This is a genomic window from Burkholderia sp. BCC1977 (genome assembly GCF_905339595.1).
In the GTDB taxonomy this organism is placed as follows: domain Bacteria; phylum Pseudomonadota; class Gammaproteobacteria; order Burkholderiales; family Burkholderiaceae; genus Burkholderia.
Genome location: NZ_CAJPGQ010000052.1, coordinates 13,148 through 36,319 on the forward strand (window position 1 = coordinate 13,148; position 23,172 = coordinate 36,319).

Annotated in this window: 14 protein-coding genes; 9 read left to right on the plus strand and 5 right to left on the minus strand. The window is 58.8% G+C overall.

What is annotated here, in order from left to right:
• Positions 1–6: 6 nt before the first annotated feature.
• From U5771_RS30235 to U5771_RS30245, 3 genes are all read right to left on the minus strand, one after another.
• On the minus strand, positions 7–636 hold the full coding sequence (locus U5771_RS30235) for a TnsA endonuclease N-terminal domain-containing protein (protein ID WP_322027367.1): 630 nt from the start codon (positions 634–636) through the stop codon (positions 7–9).
• A gap of 278 nt (positions 637–914) precedes the next feature.
• Positions 915–1,319 (minus strand): helix-turn-helix transcriptional regulator, encoded by a 405-nt coding sequence (locus tag U5771_RS30240; RefSeq protein ID WP_322027368.1) that lies wholly within the window; start codon positions 1,317–1,319, stop codon positions 915–917.
• Entirely contained in the window at positions 1,316–1,561 is a 246-nt protein-coding gene (locus U5771_RS30245; RefSeq protein ID WP_322027369.1) for a hypothetical protein, read from the minus strand. The genes U5771_RS30240 and U5771_RS30245 overlap by 4 nt, the downstream gene beginning before the upstream one ends.
• A gap of 491 nt (positions 1,562–2,052) precedes the next feature.
• On the opposite strand from U5771_RS30245, the gene mads1 reads away from it, so the two are divergent.
• The 9 genes from mads1 (at position 2,053) to drmC (ending at position 19,229) form a co-directional block, all read left to right on the plus strand.
• On the plus strand, positions 2,053–2,265 hold the full coding sequence (gene mads1, locus U5771_RS30250) for a methylation-associated defense system helix-turn-helix domain-containing protein MAD1 (protein WP_415859451.1): 213 nt from the start codon (positions 2,053–2,055) through the stop codon (positions 2,263–2,265).
• Between the two features lie 65 nt (positions 2,266–2,330).
• Entirely contained in the window at positions 2,331–3,377 is a 1,047-nt protein-coding gene (locus U5771_RS30255) for a DNA cytosine methyltransferase (RefSeq protein WP_322027370.1), read from the plus strand.
• A 17-nt stretch (positions 3,378–3,394) separates the two neighbouring features.
• A complete protein-coding gene (locus U5771_RS30260; protein ID WP_322027371.1) occupies positions 3,395–3,853 on the plus strand; it encodes a very short patch repair endonuclease in 459 nt (152 codons plus the stop codon).
• Positions 3,854–3,866: 13 nt separating this feature from the next.
• Positions 3,867–7,001 carry a DISARM system SNF2-like helicase DrmD gene (drmD, locus tag U5771_RS30265; protein WP_322027372.1) on the plus strand — a complete coding sequence of 1,045 codons (3,135 nt, stop codon included), beginning with the start codon at positions 3,867–3,869 and terminating at the stop codon, positions 6,999–7,001.
• Positions 6,998–11,326, plus strand: coding sequence for an Eco57I restriction-modification methylase domain-containing protein (locus U5771_RS30270; RefSeq protein ID WP_322027373.1), 4,329 nt, complete (start codon positions 6,998–7,000; stop codon positions 11,324–11,326). The genes drmD and U5771_RS30270 overlap by 4 nt, the downstream gene beginning before the upstream one ends.
• 71 nt (positions 11,327–11,397) lie before the next feature.
• Entirely contained in the window at positions 11,398–12,615 is a 1,218-nt protein-coding gene (locus U5771_RS30275; RefSeq protein WP_322027374.1) for a restriction endonuclease, read from the plus strand.
• Positions 12,616–12,623: 8 nt separating this feature from the next.
• Positions 12,624–16,607, plus strand: a complete 3,984-nt coding sequence (gene drmA, locus U5771_RS30280; RefSeq protein ID WP_322027375.1) for a DISARM system helicase DrmA — start codon at positions 12,624–12,626, stop codon at positions 16,605–16,607.
• Between the two features lie 2 nt (positions 16,608–16,609).
• On the plus strand, positions 16,610–18,466 hold the full coding sequence (locus tag U5771_RS30285) for a DUF1998 domain-containing protein (RefSeq protein WP_322027376.1): 1,857 nt from the start codon (positions 16,610–16,612) through the stop codon (positions 18,464–18,466).
• Position 18,467: 1 nt separating this feature from the next.
• A complete protein-coding gene (drmC, locus tag U5771_RS30290) occupies positions 18,468–19,229 on the plus strand; it encodes a DISARM system phospholipase D-like protein DrmC (protein WP_322027377.1) in 762 nt (253 codons plus the stop codon).
• 384 nt (positions 19,230–19,613) lie between these two features.
• Here drmC and U5771_RS30295 read toward each other — a convergent pair whose 3' ends face one another.
• Complete coding sequence (locus U5771_RS30295) at positions 19,614–20,216, minus strand: hypothetical protein (RefSeq protein WP_322027378.1); 603 nt, start codon at positions 20,214–20,216, stop codon at positions 19,614–19,616.
• 412 nt (positions 20,217–20,628) lie between these two features.
• Complete coding sequence (gene gyrB / locus U5771_RS30300) at positions 20,629–23,103, minus strand: DNA topoisomerase (ATP-hydrolyzing) subunit B (protein WP_322027379.1); 2,475 nt, start codon at positions 23,101–23,103, stop codon at positions 20,629–20,631.
• Between the last annotated feature and the right edge of the window lie 69 nt (positions 23,104–23,172).

The following is a 23,172-nucleotide window of genomic DNA, read 5'->3' on the forward strand; positions in this document are numbered from 1 at the left end:
CTCCAGTTAACGAATCGAGACAGGCAGAAGATCGTCCGGGTCGCGTTTCATGATCCGGTGGAGCAGTGCATCACACTCTCGTTTCGCGCTATCCCATTGCTGCTGCATCTCTGCCGACGGATGGGTTCCGTACTCGGGATCCCAGAGGGTTGCATCGATACGTGGCCGATACCTGCCAGGCATTGGACGCGCTCTGAAGATTAGTTCGAGCTGGCGCTGGAGGTCGTTGGCGATGAGATCGCTTCGCAGTACAAGGTGAAAACGGACGCGACGTTGCCGGAAGTGCCGGGCGGCAGCTGAGACTCGAACGGCAGCTTGCGAGTGCTTGGTGATTGACCTGTCGTCCTTGACCTCGAGAAATATTGCTCCGGCGGCCGTTTCGATCTTCACGTCGGGTGTGTAACGTCGCCTGCAGGTTCCGTCGAGATATTCAAATACTTGTGGCTGAGTTGCGATCGATTTGACTGACGGGGCGATCTCCAGGATTCGCAGCATCATCACCTCGATGAGGCTTTCGTACTGCGCGGGCTTGGCGGATTTTCGACTCGGAAATATTCCACGCGCACCGTGACCGGAAACGGTCACAACGCGGCGCGGCCGTCGCGATGACGAAGAAATTGCTGATGATTCGGGCACGAGTTTGCTCCCTCGCGTCTGTGACAGACGTTCACGATTGAGAAAGCGCGCCCCTTCGACAACGGCTCGTTGTCGAATTCGGACCCCAAGAATGGACGAGTGGTACCCGGGATTCAACCAAAAATCGTTGAATCTAGTGGGCGCGCAAATCAAAGGGCGATAGAAGGGCTTGACGCCGAGATCAGATCGATGGAGACTTGTACTTGCGAGGTTACAAATCTTTTGCGATTCTGATTCACAAGCGCTACTGGCCTTCTGGTTTTGTGGCGCTTTTTCTTTTACATAGCTCCCCCACTATCGATGCTTACGGTTGACGCCGTAGCGTTCCGAATCTGAACGATCGCTGCATGTACTTTTGCGATCGTCTCCATGTCTGCTTCCGTCAGAGCTTGGTCCCCGACCAGCGCCGCTATGACCCGGTACTTGTACAGCGGTAGCGGGTCGGATAAGCGCAGCAGACGCTTGGAGCTTTCGGCGACCTCCACCAGCTCAAGCCGACCATCGACATCGAGTGCTAGAGCTCGTCCCAACTGATCGATGAAGACGACGTCGCCGGGCGTACGAACTCCGCGTTCGATCGCACTGACATACGCGTCGTCCACGCCGAGTCGGCGTGCGAGTTCGGTCTGCGTGAGCTTGAGCATTTTGCGGCGAGCTCGGACAAATTTTCCAAAGTCTGTCACGTGAAATTCAACGGCAAGGTTTTCTCGAATTTTTGCAGAATAAGATCGTGGAAGGCGAAGGTCAATAAGTGGTTTTTGGGGGGGGTGTGAGGAATAAAAATAAGATATTTTTTTAAATCATGGTCAACGGAAATTCGAATATGTTTTTGATCGATTGGGCACATTGAAACCTCAGGATTAGAAATTGCGCCTCCCAATTGATCAAATTTCATCGCTGCGATGTGAGAGCCGTGGGCTATCACGTGTGGTCACCGAGAAGAAAAATCCATCGTCGTGCCGTCGCATGGGTGTCGCGGATCGTTCTCAACATCGACCTGCCCCCAGTTTCGTTTTGCAAACGCCATTGCTATACCGTCTGTCGCGTCTGTGACCGCTCCAGTCAAGCTAGCGACTTTGAGTACGTGGTTGAGAGTTTCAGTCCGAACAGGCTGACGGCCAAGGGAAGGGGTGACCGTCAGCATTCAGAGTGGAAGTCGCGCCAACGCGGGATCGTGATGACGAAGCGAGCGCGACTGGCCGCGTCTGAGGGGGCGAATATAGGGTTGAATAATTTTGAATCGGCGACTGCTGAGACGACTAGGCGCCAGTACACCGGCTTCACGGTCGCGCGCGTGACGTGCCTAGGCAAGCCTTCCTGTTAAACCCTGCCTAACCGGGTTGAACCCAACGAAACCTGATTTCTTTCGGTCAATTCATGAGATCATTACATGATTGGCCGGTTCTCGGCTTTTTGATGGAAATCGACGTCATGTCAGATCGCTGGTTGTCGGTCGAGGAAATTGCGGAGTACCTCGGCGTGAGCAAGGACACCGTCTACACATGGATCAACAAACGGAGCATGCCTGCTCATCGGATCGGCCGGCTGTGGAAGTTCAAGACCGATGAAATTGATGGATGGGTGAGGTCCGGTGGTGCGGCAGAGCCAGATAGCCGGGCCAAGGAATAAAGCGTTGACTGTATTCGGTCTCAATTGCGCCGTAGGTTGCTTGAGATGTAACGAGGAGGTTTGAAGTGGCGAGTATTTCGTGTGTCGACTTGTTCTGTGGGGCCGGCGGGCTGACGCATGGCTTCGTTTTGGAAGATTTGCCGGTGGCCGCAGGTATCGATCTAGACCCGGCGTGCCGCTTTCCTTACGAGGCTAACAATCAGGCCAAGTTCGTCGAGCGGAGCGTCAGCACGGTAGCTGCCGAAGAGCTGGGGGCATTGTTTGGTGATGCGGAGTTGAGGATCCTTGCCGGATGCGCGCCATGTCAACCTTTCTCGAGCTATGCACAGCGTTATGAGCTTGATGGTAAAGACGGCAAGTGGGGTTTGCTGTACGAGTTTGCTCGCCTTGCGCAGGGTACTGAGCCTGATGTCATCACGATGGAAAATGTCCCGACGATTGCCAAACATGCTGTTTTCCATGATTTCGTCGATACGCTGACGCGATTGGGTTACAAAGTGTGGTTCGATGTGGTCGATAGCTCACTCTATGGGGTGCCGCAAATGAGGCGACGCATGGTGCTGCTCGCATCAAAGCACGGCGATATCGAAATGATCGCGCCAACACGCAAAACGCCGAAGACAGTGCGCCAAGCCATTGGTCGACTACGTTCTTTGTCCGCTGGCGAGAGTGCTCCTAGGGATAAGTTGCACGTCGCGTCGACGCTATCGGAAAAGAATCTGAAGCGGATTAAGGCGTCGAAGCCCGGCGGGACGTGGCGCGATTGGCCAAAAGACCTTGTCGCTGATTGTCATCGCGCCAAGAGCGGACGTTCGTACCCAGGTGTCTACGGTCGAATGGAGTGGGACAAACCGGCTCCTACTATGACGACTCAGTGCTATGGCTTCGGAAATGGGCGATTTGGTCACCCGGAACAAGATCGCGCGATTTCACTGAGGGAGGCGGCAATACTGCAGAGCTTCCCACGCAACTACGCCTTCGTTCCGAGAGACGGTGAAGTCAGTTTCACAGTATTGGGGCGTCTGATCGGGAATGCCGTGCCAGTAAACCTAGGTCGTGCTATCGCACGGAGTATCAAGAATCACCTGGCTTCAATCTCGCTTGCCGACTAATAATTGAGGCTGAGCACATGTCCTTCCGCGATCCACCGTCGGCTGAAACCAGTCGTCGAATGGCGAAGGTTCGGCAAAAGGCAACGGGTGCTGAGGTTGCATTGCGGCGAGAGCTATATAGGATCGGTTTACGGTATCGGGTCGATTGTGAGGTCTTAAAGAAACCCCGCCGCGTTGCCGATATTGCGTTCCCGGGGCGGCGAATCGCAATTTTCGTAGATGGCTGTTTTTGGCACGGCTGTCCCGAACATGCCACATGGCCGAAACGGAACGCGGAGTTTTGGCGGCAGAAGATTGAGGCGAATCAACAACGGGATGCAGACACGAACGAACGCCTGCGATCCCTTGGTTGGACGGTGCTTCGATTTTGGTCGCACGAGTCACCGATTGATGCGGCGAAGGTCGTGGCAAACGCGGTCGCCATAATCGACGGTAAGCGTAGGGCCGCGTCGTACGGTGTAAACGATAAGAATTGAAAAAGGTGGCCACATGAGTATCCAAGGGGAGCGGCAAGCACTGGCATACCGGACTCGACCGGAGCCAGGGCAACTGGTCGAAGTGCGTCGCCGCCAATGGGTCGTAGCGGATGTTGATGCAGCTCGGCTGGATTCGGACCATTCAGCACCTCAACACAGCGTAACGCTTTCCTCGATCGACGAAGATGGGCTTGGTGAAGAGCTGGAAGTCATTTGGGAAATCGAGCCGGGCGCTCAAGTCATCGAGCGCGCGGGCCTTCCCTTAATCACGGGACAGGACGATTCGGGTACGCTCGACGCCTTCCTTGATGCTGTGCGATGGGGGGCAGCAACGAACGCCGATCGGGGGTTTCTCCAGGCTCCGTTTCGTAGCGGCGTCAGTATCGAGGACTTCCAACTCGATCCGCTGGTACGTGCGATCGACATGGCGCGCGTCAATCTGCTCATTGCCGATGATGTCGGTCTCGGCAAGACAATCGAAGCTGGTCTGGTCATTCAGGAACTTCTTCTGCGGCATCGTGCCCGCACTGTATTGATCATCTGCCCCGCGTCTTTGCAGGAGAAGTGGCGCATCGAGATGTTGGAGAAATTCGGTCTCGATTTTCGAGTTGTGGATACCGACTACATCAAGCAACTGCGGCGCGAGCGTGGTATCCATGCCAATCCGTGGACATCGCATCCTCGTCTCATCACGTCGATGGATTGGGCAAAGAGCGGAGAAGGGTTGCGCGCCATGCGTGACGTGATTCCGCCGCATGTCAGCTATCCACGCAAGTTCGATCTGCTGGTCGTGGACGAGGCGCATAACGTAGCTCCGGCCGCAGGGGCTCACTATGCTTTGGAGAGCCAGCGGACGCGCCTCATTCGCGCCATCGGTCCGCATTTCCAGCATCGGTTGTTCTTGACCGCCACGCCACACAACGGCTACACGGAGTCGTTCACCTCGTTGCTGGAGTTACTCGACGACCAACGTTTTGCCCGTAACATCCTCCCTGACGAAAAGCAGTTGAGTCAGGTGATGATTCGCCGCTTGAAGAGCGATCTGGTCGATGCGGAAGGCAACCCCTTGTATGCCCGGCGCACTTTGCAGGCGCTCACGGTTCCGTACTCGACTGAAGAGCGAGAGATTCACCGCAAACTCGATGACTACTGCGCCAGTCGCGAAAAGGATGCTGAGAAGGCGGGTAATGGTTTCGGCACGGCCTTCATCAATCGACTCCTCAAGAAGCGCTTGCTCTCGTCGCCGGCGGCATTCGCTTCCACGCTTGAAAAGCACATCGCATCGCTATCCGAAGCACGACCCGCGAAGCAAGACATCATGGCAGAGCGCATCCTGCACAAGGCCATCCTCAAAGCTGACGAGGACTACGCGGACGATCAGGAAGTCGAGAATGCCCATGCCGAAGCTATCGAGGAGGCTACGCGCCGTTCGCCGCCACTGACGGCGGAGCAGCGTGCGATGCTGGACGATTTGAGGGTATGGGCACAGCGAGCCAAGAATCAGGCCGACTCCAAGGCCCAGGCCATCCTCGACTGGCTTACTGAGAACCTCAAGCCGGATGGCTCGTGGAGCGATCGCCGGGTGATCCTGTTCACCGAGTATCGCACCACGCACCAGTGGCTGCATCAAATCCTAGCCAGCCACGGCTTCAGCGGCGAGCGTCTCGGCCTGCTTCACGGTGGCCTTTCCCAAGACGAGCGCGAACCTATCAAGGCGGCGTTCCAGGCATCACCGCAGGAATCCCCGGTGCGCATCCTGCTTGCCACCGACGCAGCGTCCGAAGGCATTGACTTGCAAAACCACTGTAGTCGACTCATCCACCTTGAGATTCCATACAACCCCAACGTGATGGAGCAGCGCAACGGGCGTATCGACCGCCATGGGCAGCGCGAGAAGGAAGTGCTGATCTGGCATCCGGTCGATGGTGGCGGCGCGAGTGGCGCATCGGTTGGTGGCCACAGCGAGGATATCCTGCGGGCCTTGCGGAAACTGGACTCAATGCGTGCGGATATGGGCAGTGTGAATCCGGTCATCGCGCCGCAGATGTCCGGCCTCATCGAAGGATCTCTGAAGGACTTGGACACGCGTTTGGCTGAGGCGCGGATCGCTCGCGCCAAGAATTTCGTGCGCGCCGAACGCGAGTTAAAGGAGCGTATCGCCAAGTTGCACGAGCGTCTGCTCACCACCAAGCAGGACTTCCACCTCACGCCCGACCACGTCCTGATGGCCGTGAAGACCGGCCTCGCGCTGGCGGGCCGCCCGCCACTGGAACCCTTTGAGCTGAAGGACGCACCTTTGGGTAGCGTCTTCCAGATGCCCGCGCTGTCTGGCTCGTGGGCGCGTTGTCTGGAAGGGCTGCGCCATCCGCACACCCAGAAGATTCGGCCCATCACCTTCGATCATGCCGTTGCCAGTGGCCGCGACGATGTCGTGCTTGTCCACCTGAACCATCGCTTGGTGCAGATGTGTTTGCGCCTGCTGCGTGCCGAGGTCTGGGCGCAAGACGATGTGAAGAAACTGCACCGTGTCACCGTCCGCACGATGCCAGACGCGCTTATCGATGGCCCGGCCGTGGTTGTCGTCTCGCGATTGGTCATTACGGGCGGTAACCATCATCGGCTGCACGAGGAACTGACGGCATCAGGTGGCTATCTGCGCGACCAATCCTTCCGCCGCGAAGAAGGCGTCACCCGCGTCCAGCAGTGGTTGGACGAAGCGAAGCCAATCAAGGCGGCCTTGCCCCTGTTCGACGTGCTCCGCGTTCGCTTTGACCGTCAGCAGGAAGCCATCCTGAAGGCCGTTGATGCGCGTTCCAAAGAACGTCTCCGTTACCTGACAAACACGCTTCAGACCCGCATGCAGCAAGAAATCGACGACATCGGTACGGTGCTCGACGAATTGGAAAAGGCGATCCAGTCCGAGTTGAAGAAAGGCGCACAGCCCGAACAGCTCTCGCTCTTCACCGAGGACGAACGCATGCAACTCCGGCGCGACAACGCCGCGCTGGAAGCTCGCCTCGCGCGCATCCCCGACGAACGCCGGATGGAGACGCACGCCATTGACTCCCGCTACGCGAAGCTCGACGACCGCACTTTCCCGGTTGCTGTGATCTTCGTCGTACCCGAATCCGCCGGAGGTGCTGTATGAGCACGCAGCACGAATGGCTCACGCTCATCGAGATTTCCGGCCCGTTCCTTGCCGTTCCCGTTTTGAAGGAAGCGTTCCCGCAAGGGCTGGAAGAACTTGATGCGACCAAGCTCAGGCGGGTGCGCCAAGCCTACGACGAGTGGCGGGAGGCACTGGAATCCGACGATTTCCGCTTCGTCGAGCTGCACGCGGCGTGGATTGACGAGGTCTTGTCTCACGGATTGGAACTTGATGAGGACGGCCGCGGCGACGTGCTCAAACGTAAGGACTGGTGTGCCGCGCACCTGACCGTCACTCTGCCTGAACACTGTTTGAGCCTGTCGCCGGACTTCGCCGTCGTCGGCAATGGGGACCAGCCACTGATGCTCGTCCACACCTACGGGCAAGACGTCGATTTCGATGCGACCCAGAAGCTGGACGGCTGGGCCAGTAGCCCGGCGGAGCGGATGGTTGCACTCTGCCGCGCTACGGGTTGCCGTCTCGGCCTGCTGACCAATGGCGAATGCTGGATGCTGGTCGATGCGCCGGTAGGCGCGGTCACCACCTTCGCCAGTTGGTATGCGCGCATCTGGGCGCAGGAACCCGTCACCCTCCAGGCCTTTGTCCATCTCTTGGGCATTCGGCGCTTCTTCGTGGATGAATCGGAGCGGCTGCCCGCGCTCTTCGATCGCTCGCTGAAGTTCCAGGACGAAGTGACCGACGCCTTGGGCGAGCAGGTGCGGCGTGCGGTCGAAGTGCTCATCCAGTCGCTCGACAAGGCCGACCAGGACCGCGGCCGCGAGTTGCTGCGCGGTGTGAAGGAAGCTGAACTCTACGAAGCCGCGCTGACGGTGATGATGCGGTTGGTGTTCCTGCTTTCCGCAGAAGAACGCGGCCTTCTACTCTTGGGCGACGAACGCTACGAAGCCAACTACGCGCTTTCGACCTTGCGGATGCAGTTGCGTGCCGAATCCGACGAGATTCTTGAGCGCCGCTGGGATGCATGGTCGCGCCTGCTGGCAGTCTTTCGGGCCGTGTACGGCGGCATCGAGCACGAAAACCTGCGGCTGCCTGCACTGGGCGGCTCCCTTTTCGATCCGGACCGCTTTCCCTTTCTCGAAGGCCGCGACCGTGGCTCGGACTGGCGCATCGACGTCGCCAAGCCGCTGCCAATTGACAACCGCACTGTCTTGCTGTTGCTCGAAGCCATCCAGCAATTCCAGGGGCGCACGCTTTCTTATCGCGCGCTGGACGTCGAGCAAATCGGCTACGTCTATGAAGGTTTGCTGGAGCGCACCGTCAAGCGCACCGCCAAAGTCACGCTGGAACTCGAAGCCACCAAGAGCGCCCAGTCGCCGTGGGTCACGCTGGCCGAACTCGAATCTGCGCGGCTGGACGGTGCCGAGCGGCTAGCCGACCTGCTTCGGGAGCGTTCCGGCAGTTCCGTCGGTCGCGTGCACAACGATCTGTCGCGTCCCGTGGACGATGCGCTCGCCGATCGCGTGCTGACGGCCTGCCATGGAGACACGGCGCTGCGCGACCGCATCAGACCTTTCGCTCATCTGGTGCGCACTGACCCTTGGGGCTACCCGCTGGTCTATCCCGCTGGAGCCTTCATCGTCACAACCGGCTCCGATCGCCGCGAGACTGGTACTCACTACACGCCGAAGTCGCTCACCGAAGCAATCGTTGCAGAAACGCTCACGCCCATTGCCTACAGCGGGCCGGCGCAGGGCATGCTGCACGCGGACTGGGTGCTGAAATCGCCGGCCGAACTGCTTGATCTGAAGATCTGCGACCCGGCGATGGGTTCGGGTGCGTTCCTCGTGCAAGCTTGCCGTTGGCTGGCTGACCGGCTGGCGGCGGCATGGGCGCTGGCCGAGGCACGCGGGCACACGGTCGGCATCGACGGGCGCGTAGTGAACACCGATGCCAATGTCGAGCAGCTGCCGCGCGACACAGAGATGCGCACCATCGCCGCTCGCCGCCTCATCGCCGAACGCTGCCTCTACGGCGTTGATCTAAATCCGCTGGCTGTAGAACTTGCTAAGCTCTCCATTTGGCTGGTGACGCTGGCCAAGGGCCGGCCCTTCGGCTTCCTCGACCACAACCTGCGCTGCGGAGACAGCCTGCTCGGCATCCATCGGCTGGATCAGCTCACCCAGCTTTCGATCAACCCGAGGGGCCAAGGCCAGCTAAGATTGTTTGGCCAAAGCGTCGAACAGGCCGTGTGCGAGGCCGTTACACTGCGACAACAATTGCGCGAAATACCCATCCGCAATATCCGCGATGTGGAGGCGATGGCACATCTAGACGCCGATGCACGCCGCCGACTCGAAGTGCCGGAAAGCATCGCCGACGCGTTCATCGGAGAAGTGTTCGCATCGGTCGGTAGCCGTGCGGGGCTAGAGAATGCGCTAGTGTCTTTGACCAGCCAAGCGGGACAGGTCATCGGCGGCGACCATGACGCTCTCGTCTCAATGCACCGGAGAGCGGTTATTGCGCTCTCCACCGATCAGCCTAGCGACAAACCCGCACGTCGGCCTTTCCATTGGCCGCTGGAATTCCCCGAGGTATTCGCGCGTGATCGCGGCGGTTTCGATGGCATGGTCGGTAATCCGCCCTTTTTGGGCGGACAGCGTATCACTGGTGTCGTGGGTACGGCCTTCCGAGATTGGCTGGTCGCACACATCGCTGAAGGGCGACGTGGCTCCGCCGATCTGGTCGCCTATTTCTTCCTGCGAGTATGGGGTCTGCTGCGTGAGGGAGGTGGCTTTGGGTTGCTTGCGGTCAATACCATCGCCGAAGGTGACACGCGGCAGGTCGGGCTGGAGGCGATGGTCGGCGCAGGTGCAGTGATCTATGCCGCCTATCCGAATGAACCCTGGCCCGGAAAGGCGGCGGTTGTCACCAGTCGGGTGCATGTTCACAAGGGCGAGTGGCAGGGCGAACGCTCGCTTCTTGGGCGGCCAGCGCCCTTTATCTCGGCCTTCTTGTCCGATCGTGAGGAGTGGAGTCCCAAACGTCTGAAAGCGAATGAAGGCATCGTGTATCAAGGCTCGATTGTGCTCGGTATGGGTTTCGTTCTGTCGTCAGATGAGGCGCACAGGATGCTGGATGCCGATCCGCGGAACGCGGAAGTCATTTTTCCGTATATCAACGGTGATGACCTCAATTCAGATCCCGAGCAGCGCCCGAGCCGATGGGTGATCAATTTCTGGGACTGGCCGGAAAATCGAGCTAAGGAATACAAACTACCTTGGCAGAGGCTTGAAGAGACGGTAAAGGCGGAGCGTCAAACCAATAACCGGAAAGTCTATCGAGACTATTGGTGGCAGTTCGCAGAAAAGCGACCGGCCCTGTATCATGCTATTGGTTGGGGGCAAAAGTTCGAGAAGCACCCGGTGGGATGGGACTCAATCAAACCGAGGCAGGAGACTGTACTGGTCTGTAGCGAAGTGACGAAGCACCTCGGGTTCGCGGAAATCCCAAACACTTCGATCATGTCCGCCAACCTTGATGTTTTCAAAAATGTTGGGCTACTCGCCATCTGTCAGTCATCGTTGCATGAAGTCTGGGCACGGCAGTACTCATCCAAACTGGAAACACGGCTCAAATATTCGCCGGGAAATGCATTTGAGACATTTGCTTTCCCTATCCGTTTTATTGACAAATCAAACGAACAGTTTGATGACTTGAGAGATCGATTTCATCAAGCGCGCATCGAAGTCATGCGGGCCGATCGCATCGGCTTGACCAAGCTCTACAACCGCTTCCATACCGACACCGAACGCGCCCCCAGTGTCGAACGGCTGCGCTCATTGCAGCGCGAAATGGACGTCGCAGTAGCGCACGCCTATGGCTGGGACGACATCGACCTTGAGCACAGTTTCCACGAAGTACCGTATCTGTCGGAAAACGACCGTGTACGCTTCACCATCTCCGAGACTGCGCGCGTCGAAGTGCTTCGACGGCTGTCGGAGTTGAACCGTGAGCGTTACCAGGAAGAAGTTTCCCATGGACTGCATGCCGGTGCCACGCCGCGTGCTTCGAGTCGTGCCCCGAACGGCGGTCGCGTGGTTAGCGTAGCAACGGCTCAATCATCGCTTGACTTCGAATCAGGAGTTACGGTCAGCGCCAACGGTGTTACGCCAACCACGGCGATCCTCGATTTCCTGACCGCGAACGATGGCTGGCATGCCAAGGTCGCGGTCCTTGCTGCTACCGGCATCACGGACGGCCAATGGAACGCCGCGATCACCGATTTGATCTCGGGCGGTAGGGTCGAGCGCCAAGGTGAGCGGCGCGGCGCACGCTACCGCGTACAGCTCGGCCATCGGGGGTAATGATAGCGGGAAAGCATCACCACCCAACCCCAAGATACGTCGACGCCTGAGATGACCGTCGATCCCAGAATTTGAGTGAGAACCAGGTGACAAGAGTCTTTCCATTCCATGCATTAGCGACGGCGGATTTGATCGTCGACGCGGTGTATGAGAGCAGTTCCGATGGTCAACTTTCGGGAGAACCTATCGCAAAGTTGCTTCCAGGCTCAGGAAATATGGGGGGATTTCGTGTATCCGGGCGCGGAGAGCGGAAGAATTGGGTGATTCTTTTCACGACCGGAGAAGATCGCGATTGGCCGGATACGCTTGATCTGAGCACCGGGCAGTTTGTCTACTACGGAGACAACAAGACTCCTGGCCATGAACTGCACGACACTCGTGCGGGGGGGAACAGAGTGCTGCGCCATGCATTTGCTCGTCTACATGCAGAAGGGGAGCCTCGATCAGGAGTTGCACCATTTTTAGTATTCAAGAAGCATGCAACTTCGACTGGCGCACGCTCCGTTCAGTACAAGGGCCTTGCGGTCCCCGGATTCCCTGGTCTCTCAGCGACGGAAGACTTGGTTGCCGTATGGAAATCATCAGCGGGTCAACGCTTTCAGAACTACCGCTCAGTGTTTACGATTTTGGACGTTCCTGTTGTAAGCAGAAATTGGATCAATGATCTCGTGGTTGGAAATTTCATTACGTCCAACGCCCCAAAAGCGTGGGCCGATTGGGTGGCATCTGGGAAGTATCTGCCTCTCGCGGCTGAACCAACGACGATCATTCGAACTCTTGAAGAGCAGTCGCCGGATACGCCAATTAAAGCTAGCCTTCTACACAGCGTATGGGAACACTTCAAAGAATCTCCAATTGCATTTGAAGCGTTTGCGGCACGCATCTATCAGATGACAGATGCGCGAGTGATTGTCGATGAGATTACTCGCGGAACCATAGATGGTGGTAGAGACGCTGTCGGTCGCTATCTACTTGGCTTGGGAGAAGATCCGGTGTATGCAGAATTCTCCCTTGAGGCGAAATGTTACAGACCCCCTATGAACGGAGGGGCACCGAATTCGGTAGGTGTGAAAGAGGTGTCGCGGCTCATATCCAGGATTCGACATAGGCAATTTGGTGTGTTGGTCACGACTTCGGTCGTTGCGCGTCAGGCATATGAGGAAGTCCGAGAAGATCGTCATCCGATTATTTTTATATCAGGTCGGGACATCACCGAAATTCTCATCAAGAACGGCTTCAATACAAAGGAGAAGGTTGTAGCCCTTCTCAAGAATGAATTCAAAGTCTAAGGAAAGTCATGGAACCAAGCACTGTTGAAAGAGCTACCAATGCGTGGGTTGCCATTGATCTTGGCCTCAAGACCGATGGTAGGTTGTTGCCCTACACCCTGGTCTTGAAGGGTGATCGCTCACTATACCCGGGCATTGTTGAGGACGATTGGGTGCTGGTCCTGAACCTCGCCGACGAGATCGTTCGTGCAGGGCGCGTGTTGCGGGTTCGTTCCGACCTTGAGACGACCACGTTGTTCTTCGATCGGGTGTCGGTCGCCGATACTTCCGTGCCGGTCGCTAGCGTCTCGCTGGCCCCGCCGTCGTCGGGGAGCGTTGGTCGCATCCAGTGGGAGGAATTCATCTCGGTTTTGTCCACGGTACTACATCAGACTGAGGGCGGGGTGCCGGCGATTGAGGATCGGGCATACATCCGCGAACTGCTTCAATTGGCCGTAGTGGATGACCTGCTCGGCCCTGCGGGCGGCCCGCACGAGCGCATTGTGGACATGAGTGTGCGCGACCGTTATCTGGTCGGCAAGCTGGCACCACGCGACGATGCTCAGGGCGGCATCGAAGGGTTGGAGGGGCCGCTGGCGGGGGACGAGATGGGGGAACCCACTGACCCCATCGTCCCCGGCCAGCACGAACCCGGTGCAGAGTTCGGTACGGCCACCGGACGGGTGGAACCCGAATCGGATGCATCGGACGAGATCGACGCAGCTAGCAACCAGTCGCTGGTGCCGAGCAGCTTCGGCATGACGTTCTGCGTCGATAGCGACGCAGAGCGCATCGAGGTCGAAGCGTGCTGGGGTAGCTACGAACGTGTGCCCAACGACGAGCACGAGCGGACGCGGTCCAATGGGCAGAAAGCCAAGGTCTGGCAACGTATCCCCTGCGGTGGAAAGATCGTGCTGCCACTCACCGAAGGCGTGATCTCCCATCAGGCACCGGACTCGAATCGCCCGTCAGTGCGGATACAGGGCTCCATTCGTGCCAAGAACGCTAACGGAGACCGTTTGGTGACGCTGTTCCTGATCAACGCACAGGAGGAGCCTGACACAAACCGCGACACCGCATGGCTGTTCCAGCCGGAACTGATCGTGCGTGCGGAAGCCGATGCGTCCAAGCGCGCCATCTTCCGCCGCCGTCCCGTATTGGACACCGACGGTATAGACACTGAACGCGAATCGCTTGAGATGATCTATCGAAACCGCGTGGAGTTCGCTGTCGGGCATGGTGTTGCCGTCCACGCGGAGATCGCGGACGACGTGACATTGGCCACCGAAGTGCGCACTACAGTCCTCCCGCAGTGCGAAGTGCAGGTCACGGAGACGCCGGGCCTTGATCCTGCCGATCGTCCGGCGATGAAGGAGATGGTAGCGAGCGGTCTGCTCGACATGGAGCGGCTTGCCACGCTAGATGTCACCGAGTTGGTTGATGCCTTGAGCGTGCTGACAGAGGATTACGCGGCATGGATTGGCGAACAGCGCAAGCGCATCGGCGAAGATGTAGTGGGGTACGACGCGCAGGCCGGCGAGGCACTGGATCGATGTCAGGAAATCCAGACCCGATTGCAGCAGGGCATCGACACCCTCAAGCGCGACGAAAAAGCTCTGGCGGCTTTCCGCTTTGCTAACCGGGCAATGGCCATTCAGCGCGTTCGCAGTCAGTACGCGCTTGAAGTGCGGCGTGGGCGTGACGTGACGGTCGATAGATTCGACCAGCCAAAGAACCGGAGTTGGCGTCCGTTCCAGTTGGCATTCCTGCTGCTGTCGATTCCCTCGCTGGCCGACCCTATGCACGTGGATCGCGTGCAGCCGATGGAAGCTCATGCCGATTTGCTATGGTTTCCCACCGGCGGCGGCAAAACTGAAGCCTATCTGGGCGTGGCGGCGTTCACGATGGCGATCCGCCGTCTGCAAGGCAAGCTCGGCGGCTACGACGGTTCGCGCGGTCTGGCCGTGATCATGCGCTACACGCTGCGCTTGTTGACCTTGCAGCAGTTCCAGCGCGCCACCGCGCTGATCTGCGCGATGGAGGTACTGCGGCGCGAGGCGCTGACTAACGGTGATTCCGCGTTGGGCCACGAGTCCTTCACGATCGGCCTTTGGGTTGGCAATAAGGTGACGCCAGGCACGACCGAGGACAGCCATCGCGCCATCGAAGATATCCGTAACCCTGGAAAATACCATGCTGGGGCGGCATCGCCTGCGCAACTGACTAGCTGTCCGTGGTGTGGCTCTGACATCGCCCCGGGGCGTGACATTGAGGTCGACAAAAATCACGGGCGCACGCTTGTCTATTGCGGCGACAAAAAGGGACGCTGCGAATTCTCGCGCGGCAAGTCCAGCAAGTCGCCACACCCCGGTATTCCGGTGCTGACGGTGGACGAGGAGATCTACCACCGCCCGCCGACGATGATGATCGCCACCGTGGATAAGTTCGCCATGATGGCGTGGCGCGGTCAGGTGCGCACGCTGTTCGGTCGCGTGAGCCAGGAATGCGAGCGTCACGGCTTGATGTGGCCTGGCTGTGAATGTAATACGGGTCACCGCGCGGCCAAGGGATTACCTGCGGCGGTGGTGAAGCCCGTAAGTCCGATTCGCCCCCCCGATCTGATCATCCAGGACGAGTTCCATCTCATCAGTGGTCCATTGGGCACGATGGTCGGTTTGTACGAATCGTCTGTCGACGAACTGTGTGGCTGGACACTTGATGGCAAGACGGTCAAGCCGAAGATCGTCGCATCCACGGCGACCGTACGCAAAGCCAAGGAGCAGGTGAACAACGTGTTCATGCGGCGAGTGTCGGTGTTCCCGCCGCACGGCTTGGATGTGGAGGACAACTACTTCTCGGTGCAGCGCCCGATCGAAGTGCGGCCCGGACGGCGTTACCTCGGCGTGTGTTCGCCCGGTAGCTCGCGGCCAGCGATGCTGATTCGCGTCTACACCGCCTTCCTCACCGCAGCCCAGGCCTTGTTCGATCGCTTCGGCGAGCCAGCCGACCCGTACATGACGATGGTCGGCTATTTCAACTCGTTGCGCGAGCTGGGCGGAATGCGGCGCTTGGCCGAGGACGACGTGCAAACACGTTCCTACCGCGTGCGAATGAGCATGGTCGAACGGCCAGCACTCGCACAGCGTAGCGTCAACAACATCCGCGAGCTGACGTCTCGCGTTTCCAGTCAGGACATCCCGAAGTACCTCGACGATTTGGAGGTCAAGTTCAAGGTCGCGTTCGACGCTGCCAACGGGAAGTACGTGACGAAATGGAACGAGGGCGACACCCGGGCGATCGACATAGTTCTCGCGACCAACATGCTTTCGGTCGGTGTGGACGTGAATCGCTTAGGCCTTATGGCAGTTAACGGTCAGCCCAAGGGTACGGCGGAATACATTCAAGCTACCAGCCGTGTGGGTCGTTCTTTCCCCGGTTTGGTTTGCACGGTACTTACGTGGGCGCGTCCGCGCGACCTCTCGCATTACGAGACCTTCGAGCATTACCACGCGACCTTCTATAAGCACGTGGAAGCTCAGTCGGTGACGCCTTTCTCGCCGCGTGCGATGGATCGTGGCCTAACCGGTGCGCTCCTCTCCCTGATGCGCTTGGAAAACGACGCCTTCAACCCGAACGTTGGAGCGGGTGAACTGGACAAATCCGACAAGCCAGAGATCACCGAAGCCATCGACGTACTGGTGCGGCGAGCTTGGAACGTCAGCGAGGCGTCCACCATCAAGCATCTGGCCGAGCGTGAGCTGAAGGAGCGCGCGGACGAATGGGCGAAGGAAGTGAGTGTGCCCGGTCGCACGCTGGCTTATGAAAAGCGTGGCGCGCAGGCCGCGACGATGGTCGGGCTGGTTAAATCACCGGGTATCCATGCGTGGGACAACTGGACGGTTCCGATGTCGATGCGAGAAGTGGAGCCAGGCGTGCGCCTGATCATGAACACGGGACATATCTCGGACGACCACGGGTGGAAGCCGCGTCCGGTGCCAAAGGACGAAGACTGACCATGACTACCAATAGAACACCCGTGGGGGAAGTCCGCCCTAGCCAACTGCTCTGGACATACGGACCCGGCGCGCTGATCGATTTGCCGAGCCTTTCGGTGGTGACACTGGGCATCGACCAATGGGAGAAAGACAGGTGCCAGCCCATTCCCGAGCCACGCCTGCTCGCCGCCGTCCGTAAGGTTCTTGGGCCGCAGGTGGAGAGCCTGCGCATGCCACCGTTCCAGAAGAGCGAACTTGTCGATCCATGGTCGGCCGAAGCAAACATCGGCGTCCCTGTTCGACCGTTCCCGCGCTGGATGCGCTGCGTGAAGTGTGGCCTGCTGTCACCTTTCGATGCTGGCCTGTTCGAAATCAAGGAAAACCGCTTCCGGCCGGAGCGAACCCGTTTCGTCCACAAGGGGTGCCGTGGCTCCAAGGATAGTCAGCCCGCGAAGGATGCCGATGCCGTCCCGGCCCGTTTTCTTTTGGCCTGTCGAGGCGGTCACCTAGATGACTTCCCCTGGCACTATTTCGTACACGGCGGCAACAGCTCATGTAAGGGAACGCTGAGGTTCTTCGAGAGCGGGGCGTCGCTGCAGACCGAGAACCTGTGGGTAAAGTGTGATACCTGCGGGGCATCGCGCAGTATGGCGAATGCCTTCGGCAAGGCAGGGAAGGAAAACTTGCCGAGCTGCCGAGGTAGGCATCCACATCTCGATCATTTCGACGAGGAGTGCGATGAGGAGGCGCGGGCAGTCTTGCTAGGTTCGACGAACAGTTGGTTCCCGATTACCCTGTCAGCGCTTGCAATTCCGCAGGCCGAAGATCCGCTCGGCCAGTTGATTCAGGACGGCTGGGCGGTCTTTCAGAGTGTCACGTCTGAGGCCATGGTGCCCATCGTGGTGCAAACGCTTAAGGTTACGGGTGGGCTTCCGGGTATCGAAAAACACTCGGCATCAGACATCTGGTCGGCCATTGAGGCCTATCGCAACGGCGGTGGACAGGAGGTCGTCGGTGAGGCCGACATCAAGGGGCCTGAGTGGGAAGTGCTGACGGCCGCCAATCCGCCGGTCGATTACCCACACTTCATGAGCAAGAAGGTGTCTACACCACCCGGCTTCGAAAAGCAGGTCCGTAGAGTGCTTTTGCTGGAAAGGCTTCGCGAGGTCAACGCCTTATTGGGCTTTACTCGTGTCGAGGCGCCGGAAGAGGCGAGTGATCCGAACGAGCGCCCACAAATGGCAAGCCTTGCGCGTCGCAAGCCGGATTGGGTTCCTGCGAATCAAGTTCACGGCGAGGGCATCTTTATCCAGTTCGACGAAGGTGTGCTCCAAGAGTGGGAGGCGTTCGATGGCGTCAAACAAGTAAATTGCATTCTTACGGGTGGTCATCGCGGATGGCGCAATTCGCGTCGCCTTGACCCTGACGAAGGCTACCCCGGCATCCGGTATGCCATGCTCCACACGCTCTCGCACCTGCTCATCCGCGAACTGGCGTTGGAGTGCGGTTACAACGCGGCGAGTATCCGCGAACGCATTTACGCCGACGTGACGAGTGCGAACCCTCAGGCAGGCATCCTCATCTACACGGCAGCAGCTGATTCCGATGGAACGTTGGGTGGGCTTGTCGATCTTGGCAAACCAGAAAACCTCGGTCGATTGCTTCGTCAGGCGCTGAGCCGATCGAAGGTCTGTTCGTCCGATCCGCTTTGCTCCGAACATGATCCGGACAAAGACCGCTCGCTGCACGCGGCAGCTTGTCATGCATGCAGTCTGGTCGCCGAGACGTCGTGTGAGCGAGGTAATCGTTACCTCGACAGATCGTTGCTAGTACAGACCCTCGATCGAGGGAATGCTGCGTTCTTTGCGGGGCTGTGACATGGAGATGTTGCTGGAAGCTGTCACCGCCGTGGTCTGTCTCGTGTCGCCGGAGAAGGTTCGCGCGCTGGCGGGCAGGATTCGGAAGATGGGGAGCGAGAAGGCGAACGTCTCCCTGTCGGATGTTGTCGGCACAGCGACGGCCAAGACTATCGTCGACCGACTCGTCGAGGTTTGGCAGGCTACCTCGATCGATTCCGGTGAGTTGGCCTCTATGCTGTTGGCAGCCAGCCATGCGTCCGAGAACGTGTCGAAGCGACAATCTATCGAACTCGTGTGGACGGGGCCGACGACGCCATTCGTCTCCGCTCGTCGAACGGAGCAGGCGCTACTGCAAGTCATCGGTGCGGCCAGGCAAAGCTTGTTCGTTACCAGTTTCGTGGCCTACGACGTCTCGACTATCGTGAAGGCGTTGAGCGAAGCAAGCGCACGCGGCGTGAGCATCGCGATGTTGCTCGAATCATCACTGGATCACGGCGGAAGCATCTCGTTCGATGCGATCGGTAAGATGAGAAAGCTACTCCCGTCCGTGAAGCTTTATGCGTGGAGGGACCGAGTTGCGCCATTTTCCGACGGTCGGGTCCACTCTAAGATCGCTGTTGCCGACGGTAGCATTTGTTTTATCACCAGCGCCAACCTGACCGGTCATGCAATGGAGCAAAACATGGAGGCTGGGGTTCTGATTTCAGGTGGGGCGGTTCCGATGTTGCTTCATGACCATTTGAATGCGTTGGTCAATACCAGAGTCGTATCCCTGATCTGAAAACCGGCCGGCGACAGCATTTGCGAGGTAGATTGCCTCTTCTCTTTGGTATTCTGAGCAAAGCCACTTGGTTGGCACAGTGGGGCTACTCAACGAGCTACAGGCGTCGCCGGTCAACCACGCGAACCAAAGTCTATTTCGCCTTCGAGGCTGCTGGTTCGTGTCGAAAGTGCGATAAATCGGCTTGTGTCCACGCCGGCGGATGTTTGCGCGCCAATATTCATCGCGCTGACTGATGTATGGGGATGTGCTGCTCGACCAGATACGGACCGGACGACAACACGCAACATCGAGTACCGGGGGCGCTCACCGTGCCCAAAAAACAGGCGAAGGCCGTCGTGCGGACCTTCGCCTGTTCGTGTTGAGGGGGGCGAGATACAAGCGCTACCACGGGAGGACCAGGCGGTGCGGGTCGATCGGATTTTTCGGCTCGCCGAGGTCATTAACGAAGGCGACGATTTTCTCCTGCACAACCGAAAGACACTGGACCGGACGATAGAAGCCGTCCATGGATTGGGTCGTACGCTTGAAGAGGCCGGTTTCGACGAGCGCATCGACGACGGCCGTAGTCGCCTGCATCGTGTCCCGATACGGCGAACCTTCCGGAAGGCAACAACGACGCAGCATCGCGTCGAGCCCGTTTATGGGGCCGACGACGACTTTTTTGCTATCGTCGCGCTTGCCCTCGAAGTCGGCCAGCTTCTGCGTCTTCTTTGCGATCGGAACGACCGGCAGCACCGTATCCGTTGTGCCGCGACGGCAGAACGCATGAGCGAACGCATGAACGTCGATCTTCGCGTCCGGGCCGCCGTGCGGTAGCTTGATGAACAGCTTGTCTGCGCTCAGCAGCGACTCGGGCGCGGGCTCGGACGCGGTTGCCACATTAGTCGAGCCAACAGGGACGTAGTCGCGCTTGAATTCATCGATGGGAATAATGACATGCGTGGGGGTGCCATCGCCGGCATTGACATATTGAATCGGGGGCATGGTAGCTCCGTTTCGGGTTGAATTACCCTGAAAATACCCCGAAACTACAGCCAAATCATAGTGCTCTAAATCTATCAATGATATGAATCTGATAGTCAAATTATTGGGCGCAGCCCGATTGGCAAAAAATAGCCACCAAGCGGCGGCGCAAACATCATACGGGTGTTCGCACAATTGACCGGAAATGCCCCGAACAAAGCAAAAAGCCCGATCAGCTTTCGCTAACCAGGCTTCAAAATGCTTGGTGGGACGTGAGTGGCTCGAACACCCGACCTACGGGTTAAGAGTCCGCACGGCAAGTCGCGATGCGGTGTCGACAATGCGGTAGGGCAGTCGCAACAACTTAGTCATACAGTCGCAAAACTGTGGCGCCAGTCGCACTTACTCTGGCGCCCTACGCCTACGGCATGGGTTAAACATCAATATTCCCCGCCCGCAACGCATTCGACTCAATAAACGCCCGCCGCGGCTCCACATCATCCCCCATGAGCGTAGTAAAGATCCCATCCGCAGCAATCGCATCTTCGATCTGCACACGCAGCAGACGCCGCACCGCCGGATCCATCGTCGTTTCCCACAGCTGCTCGGGGTTCATCTCGCCGAGCCCCTTATAGCGTTGTTTGGAGACGTTCCGCTCCGCATCCGCCAGCAGCCACTTCATCGCGCTCTTGAAGTCCGCCACGGCCATGCTGCGCTCACCGCGCTTGATAACCGCACCTTCCCCAATAAGCCCCTTGAACGTATTCGCCGTCGTCACGAGCTGCTGATAATCCGCCGTGTGCTGGAATTCCTGGTCGATGACTGAAACCCGCACATTGCCGTGATGCGTCCGCTCGACATGCAGCGACCGTTGTTCGCGAACCGGGTCATACGAAGGCACGACACGCACTTCGTTCTTCAAAGCCTCGTCATGCAACGCAGCGTGCAGCGCCTTCGCCGAGGCCTCGGTCGAAGCCTCATTGGAGAGATCGATCACCACCCCGTCCATGACCGCTTCCAGCGCGGCCGGGTCATACAACCGGCTCAACCGCTCGATCACGCTCTTCGACAGCAGATACGACCGCGCCAACTCCCCAAGCGCATCGCCGGAAATCGCGGCAGCATTCTCACCCGGCACCAGCTCCGACCCTTGCAGCGCCAACCGCAGCATGTGCGCGTTCAGCTCCACATCGTCCTTCAGATACCGCTCGTCCTTGCCCGCCTTGATCTTGTAAAGCGGCGGCTGCGCGATATACACATAGCCGCGCTCGATCATGTCCGGCATCTGGCGATAGAGGAACGTGAGCAGCAGCGTCCGGATGTGCGCACCGTCGACGTCCGCGTCGGTCATGATGATGATGCGGTGATAGCGCAGCTTGTCGAGGTTGTAGTCTTCCTTGCCGATCCCGCACCCAAGCGCGGTCACGAGCGTGACGATCTGTTCCGACGACAGCAGCTTGTCGTAGCGCGCCTTCTCGACGTTCAGCACCTTGCCGCGCAGCGGCAGGATCGCCTGGAACTTGCGATCACGGCCTTGCTTCGCCGACCCACCTGCCGAGTCACCCTCGACGATGTAGATTTCGCACTTCGCCGGATCCTTCTCCTGACAGTCCGCGAGCTTGCCCGGCAGACCGACGCCATCGAGCACGCCCTTGCGACGCGTCATCTCACGCGCCTTCCGAGCAGCATCCCGCGCCCGAGCAGCTTCGACGATCTTCCCGCAGATGATCTTTGCGTCGATCGGCGTTTCGAGCAGGAACTCTTCCAGTGCCTTCGCGACGACTTCTTCAACCGGCGCGCGCACTTCGGACGACACCAGCTTGTCCTTCGTCTGCGAGCTGAACTTCGGCTCCGGCACCTTCACGGACAGCACGCACGACAGCCCTTCGCGCATGTCGTCGCCGGTCGTCTCGACCTTCGCCTTCTTCGCGATTTCGTTGTCGGTGATGTACTTGTTGATGACGCGCGTCATCGCGGCCCGCAGGCCGGTCAGGTGTGTGCCGCCGTCGCGCTGCGGAATGTTGTTCGTGAAGCACAGCACGTTTTCGTTGTAGCTGTCGTTCCACTGCATCGCGACTTCGACGCCCACGCCGTCCTTCTCGCCGTTGGCGAAGAACACCGTCGGGTGCAGGTTGGTCTTCGTCTTGTTGATGAATTCGACGAAGCCCTTCACACCGCCGGCGAATGCGAAATCGTCTTCCTTGCCCGAGCGCAGGTCCGTGAGACGAATCCGCACGCCGTTGTTCAGGAACGAAAGCTCACGCATCCGCTTCGCGAGGATGTCGTAGTGATACTCGACCGTGCCGAAAATGGTCGGATCGGCCATGAAGTGCACTTCGGTGCCGCGGTTCTCGGTATCGCCGGTGACCAGCATCGGCGACACTTCCACGCCGTCCACCGTCTCGAGCACGCGATCCTGCGCGACGCCACGATGGAACTCCATGAAGCGCTTCTTCCCATCGCGCCGCACGGTCAGCCGCAGCCAGCTCGACAGCGCGTTCACGCACGACACACCCACGCCGTGCAGGCCGCCGGAAACCTTGTAGCTGTTCTGGTCGAACTTGCCGCCCGCGTGCAGCTCGGTCATCACGATCTCGGCCGCACTGCGCTTCGGCTCGTGCTTGTCGTTCATCTTCACGTCGGTCGGAATCCCGCGGCCGTTGTCGGTCACGGAAATCGAGTTATCCGCATGAATCGTCACGTGAATATCGTTGCAGTACCCGGCCAACGCTTCGTCGATCGAGTTGTCGAGCACCTCGAACACGAGGTGGTGCAGACCGGTGCCGTCCGACGTGTCGCCGATGTACATCCCGGGGCGCTTGCGCACCGCTTCCAGACCCTCGAGGATCTGGATCGACGAGGCGCCGTAGCTGCTGTTATCGGGTTGCGAATTGTGCTGTTCACTCATGGATATCTTCCGGTTCTGCGAGGCCACTCTCGTGGCGGCGCGGTGCGTTTCAGCGAGAGAAATCGCCGG

Bases quoted from the DNA above. Each gene is read 5' to 3' on its own strand.
- U5771_RS30270 (WP_322027373.1), top strand. From the start codon at position 6,998: ATGAGCACGCAGCACGAATGGCTCACGCTCATCGAGATTTCCGGCCCG.
- U5771_RS30295 (WP_322027378.1), bottom strand. From the start codon at position 20,216: ATGCCCCCGATTCAATATGTCAATGCCGGCGATGGCACCCCCACGCAT.
- mads1 (WP_415859451.1), top strand. From the start codon at position 2,053: ATGGAAATCGACGTCATGTCAGATCGCTGGTTGTCGGTCGAGGAAATT.
- U5771_RS30285 (WP_322027376.1), top strand. From the start codon at position 16,610: ATGACTACCAATAGAACACCCGTGGGGGAAGTCCGCCCTAGCCAACTG.
- U5771_RS30260 (WP_322027371.1), top strand. From the start codon at position 3,395: ATGTCCTTCCGCGATCCACCGTCGGCTGAAACCAGTCGTCGAATGGCG.
- drmC (WP_322027377.1), top strand. From the start codon at position 18,468: ATGGAGATGTTGCTGGAAGCTGTCACCGCCGTGGTCTGTCTCGTGTCG.
- gyrB (WP_322027379.1), bottom strand. From the start codon at position 23,103: ATGAGTGAACAGCACAATTCGCAACCCGATAACAGCAGCTACGGCGCC.
- drmD (WP_322027372.1), top strand. From the start codon at position 3,867: ATGAGTATCCAAGGGGAGCGGCAAGCACTGGCATACCGGACTCGACCG.
- drmA (WP_322027375.1), top strand. From the start codon at position 12,624: ATGGAACCAAGCACTGTTGAAAGAGCTACCAATGCGTGGGTTGCCATT.